Here is a 4,372-nt window from a genome sequence, read left to right on the forward strand (position 1 = left end):
CCGAAGGGGGACTGGCATGCACGCGCGTCTGGCTGTGCGCCTCGAAGCGCCGCAGCAGAGCGCCGCCGCCGGCCAGCACGGCCAGCGGCACGCCCAGGCCCTTGGCCAGCGAGGCGCCCACGATCAGGTGGCCGCCCGCCTTGTCGTAGCCGCCCGGCAAGCCATGCAGCCGCGCCGAGCCGCCGCCGGATGCACCCGCCACGCCCAGCACCTGCGTGTCGTCCAGCAGCAGATAGCCGCCGCCCTGGCGCGCCAGGGCCGCATACGCGGCCAGCGGCAAGACTTGCTCGCTGCCCGGCACATAGCCATCGGCCAGGATCAAGGGACGCCGACCCTGCCTGCCCCAGGCCGCCGCCAGGCTCTGCAGCACCGCCGCCTCGCCGCTGGGAAAGACGCGCAAGGGCAGTCCCAGCGCCTGCGCCCGCTCGGCGCCCCAGCGCGCGATGGCGTAGCTGCCGCCATCGACGAGGATCACCAGCCGCTCGGCAGCCAGCAGGCCGAACAGGTCCCAGAACAGGTGCAGGGTCGACGGCAGCACGCAGGCCGCCTCGCAGCCTTGCAGCGCCGCCAGGCTTGCTGCCAGGGCTTGCGCGCCCGGCGGCTCGCGCAGGGTCGCCGGCTGGCCCAGGGTCAGGCTGCGCCACGGCGCCAGCCGGGCCGACGGATGACGCATGCCCAGGTAGAGGGCACTGGTGAAGTCGAGCATGCACGCGCCTCGCCCCCGCCCTAGACGCTGCGCAGCTGCTGGCTCAGGCGCTGGCGCAGCAACACCGAGGGCATCGTCGCTTCGACCGCCGGGTCGCTGCTGTCGACGGACAAATCCACCCCGGTGGCGGCGCGGTAGCCGTGGATGTAGCCCTGTACCTGGGGACGCCAGAAACGCGCCCAGTTGAATGCCTGGGTCGGCTCATAGATGTCGCTCCAGTTGCCATAGCGCACGGAGAGCAGCAATTGCTCGCCAAAGATGGCCAGGTTACGGAAATGCATCACGCTCGTATCCGTCCAGCCCTGCAGTTTCTTCATGGCGTCAACCCTGTCCATCCACGGTTCCGGATACGCCACCATCACGCGCGTGGGCAGGAATTCGCGGAACTCGGGCCGCGCCAGCATCCATTGCTGCATCAGCATCTCGATGCGCGCCGTCGACGGCAGGTCGCCAAACTGGTTGTGCGCGCCCTGCGACAGGATCAGGTGGATTTCCTTCAAGGCATTCAGCACGGGGAAGGCGTCCGCCTTGACGGTGGTGTCGTCGTCCTGCTTGTAGAACGAGGTGAGCAGGCGCAGCAAATGGTGGAACGCTTCGAGGAATTTCGAGCGGCTGTCGGCCGGCCGGAAGTGCTGTACCGCCTTGCCGTCGAGGCGCACGCCGTAATGGTGGTCGTACTCGTAGTTGCGGCGCACCACGGTCAGCCGGTGCTGCTCATCCTGGGTGTATCCCCACAGCAAGTTGTTCAGGGGACGCAGCATGTCGATTTCCGTGTTCGACAGGGGATCGAGGCCGCTGCCCGGCGCGCGCAGATTCTGGAAGCGCTGCGTGATGGCGTTCATGGTTTGCACCAGCATGCCTTCTTCGTGCCAGTACGACCAGATCAGTTCCAGCAGGCAAGGGTTCGCCAGCTTTTCCTGGATGATGCCAAAACACAGGTCCACCTCGCCTTCCTGGCCGCGCGGGATGCTGATGGGAATATCGGGCAGCTTGCGGCGGATCACGGCCAGGTAGGGCAAGGTCTGGAAGCCGTCGATATTTTCCAGGTAATCGTTGAGCAGCACGGTTTCCAGGTCGCGCCCCTGGGGAATGTCGCGCCGGTCCAGGTAGGCGTTGTCCTCGGCCGGATTGAAGGCCAGCGGCTGGTTCAGCACGCCGCAATTGACCATCACGAACGCTTCCGTCGCCACTTTCAGCACGCGGTAGGAATCGGAGTCGGAAAACGGCAGCGCACGGCGCTGCTTGAGCTGCTGGAACATGTCGGCTTTTTTCACGAAGCGTTCCTGTTCGAAGCCGCGCACAGTGGCCAGGTCGCCGCAAAACAGGCTGTCCATGAAATGCAGGTAATTCGTAAACGACATCGCTTCGGTGCTGTTGCGTATCAAGGTCCACAGCGGCAAGTCTTCCGTCGGCTCCGTTTCCGTGCGCGTCAGCGATACGCCCACATTGCCGGAGATGGGCGTGGGCTGGCGCTCTTCCGTCTCGTATTCCGAATCCAGCGCCAGCATGGCGTTCGGACTCAGCCCCTCCGGCACAGGCAGGATACTGCGCAGGTCGGACCGCTGCGACAACATCATCTGCGCCATGAAACGGTGCATGCCGGCGCGCCGCACGGGCGTGGAAAAGGCGTTCGGCGTGCCGCGCATGGGCACCCATGGCGCGGCGGCCAGCAGCTGCACCTGGTCGCGCCCGTCGGCGCTTTGATCGCCGTCAAACGAGACGGTGGCCACGGCGCGGTCGCCCACCCTGCCGAACTGGCAGTCGCTGGGCTGGCAGTCCGGCGTTTCAAACGCCAGCGCCACCTGCGGGTTGAGCTGCGGCTTGAAGCACAGCACGGCGCTGCAGCCCGATTGCACCGTCACGCACTGGGGCGCCGTGGACGGGAAGTTGCCATACACGCCCACGTAGCTGCCCGTCGCCAGCTCGGAAAATACGGTGCTGCCACGCCCATCCGTCCAGCGCACGCCCACCAGCATGGCGGGGTCGGCTTGCCAGGCGGCGGCATTGAAATCATGGCAGTCCGCCTGGGCGCCCCGGTACAGGCTGATGGCGGCATTGACGACCATGGTCCCGCTGTTCTGCTCGTGCACGGTGACGGCGATGCTGCCGCCCTGCCGTTGCGGGCCCGCCCGGCCCGCCGCCCCGCCCCTGCTGCTCATCTTGCTGCTCATCTTGCTGCTCATGTCATTCTCCTCAATGGATAATCAAACGGGATGCCAGGGGCGGCAGCCTGCCGGACTGGCGGCCATGCCGCACGACATCGGCGCACAGCTCCGACGTGTCCAGGGTGCTGCGCAGGGCCCAGTGGGTCAGCAAGCGTCCCAGCAGCTCGCTTTCGTCTTCCGGGCTCAAGGTGCCGCTGGCGCGCGCCTGGCCCAGCACGGCAAACACCAGGGTCGGCGTGGCCCGGTACATCTGCGCCGGCGCCAGCGTCCAGCTGCGGAACAGCTGCGCCAGCATGGCCGGCTGGCGTGCCTGCACGGCCATGGCTTCGGCCAGCGAGCTGCCGCGCAAGGCGGGCGGCCGGTGCTGCACCAGCACCCCCACCAGGGCCGCCATGCTGGCTTGCAACTGCTCCAGCAGGCGCTGCCGGGCCGGCGGCAAGTCCGTCAGCGGGTAGTACGACAGCCACAGCTGCTCCAGCCGGTTCCATTGCGGATGCGGATACAAGGCCCGCCCCATGGCGCAGCTCAGGCGCACGCGCAGCCATGGCACCGGGTGGGGGTCGTCGACATTGAGGCGGAACACAAACACGCGCGGCAGGCTGACCACGCCGATCAGGCCCAGGGTGGCGGCCACGCCCACGCGCGCCAGCGACCAGAAATCGGCCACGATCTCGGATATCCACCGTTCCCACAGCTGCCACACGGGCACGGGGCCGCTGCCGCCGTGCTGCATGGCTTGCAGCACGGGCCGCAGGGACGCCACCAGGTCCAGCAGCGCCGCTCCCTGGTGCCCGACCTCGTGCACCAGGGACGAGGCGATGCCGCTGCCGATCATGCGTTCGCGCGGCAGGCGGATGATGGCGACGGGATTGTCGCCGCCGCCCGGCAGGCGGGTGCGCGCGCGGCGGATGGCCGCGCCCGGCCCCCGGTCCAGGTAGCAGATGACGGGCGGCGCCTGGTACACCTCGCCGGGCAGCGCCAGCGCGTCGGCGGCAACGATGTCGAGGCCGGCCAGCCACACGCCCGTCTTGTGCTCGCTGCGCTGCGTGATGACTTCGTTGAACAGGTCGAACTGGGTCAGCGCGGCATTGAATTTCAGGCGCAGGAAAGTGAAGCGGCGCTGCGCCTCGGCCGCCGTGGCCATGCTGGCGCCGTCGGCCTGCTCGCGCCGCAGCCACCGCTGGAACCGGGCCACCATGCGCCGCAGCTCGCGCCGGCCCTGCACCAGCTGGCTTTCGATGGCCGACTGGGCGCTGGGCGTCAGGGCGGCCGCCAGCACCGTCGGCTCGATCAGCGCGAACGGTTCCAGCCGCGCCAGCCGCGTCAGCAGCGAGCGCGCCTCCTGCGCCAGCATCCAGGCAGCGTAAGCGCCGATGGCCATGATGTCAGACGCCGTACAGGACGATCTTGTGGCCCTGGCGCGCCCAGCGCCCGCTGGCCGGACGCATGCCGGCCTGGCTGCGCACGCCGGCCGGCGCCATGCCGCCCCCCGCACCGGCGC

General features: G+C 68.7%; 2 protein-coding genes and 1 pseudogene. All 3 read right to left on the reverse strand.

Going from position 1 to position 4,372, the window contains the following annotated elements; translation table 11 throughout:
• A pseudogene (locus tag GCN74_RS28020) lies at positions 1-706 on the reverse strand (8-amino-7-oxononanoate synthase); the annotation flags it as partial.
• 20 nt (positions 707-726) lie between these two features.
• Positions 727-2,889 carry a hypothetical protein gene (locus tag GCN74_RS28025; RefSeq protein ID WP_152259688.1) on the reverse strand — a complete coding sequence of 721 codons (2,163 nt, stop codon included), beginning with the start codon at positions 2,887-2,889 and terminating at the stop codon, positions 727-729.
• 10 nt (positions 2,890-2,899) lie between these two features.
• A complete protein-coding gene (locus GCN74_RS28030; protein ID WP_152259689.1) occupies positions 2,900-4,252 on the reverse strand; it encodes a hypothetical protein in 1,353 nt (450 codons plus the stop codon).
• Positions 4,253-4,372 lie beyond the last annotated feature (120 nt).

Source organism: Janthinobacterium sp. FT14W (genome assembly GCF_009208755.1).
Taxonomy (GTDB): Bacteria; Pseudomonadota; Gammaproteobacteria; order Burkholderiales; family Burkholderiaceae_D; genus Janthinobacterium; species Janthinobacterium violaceinigrum.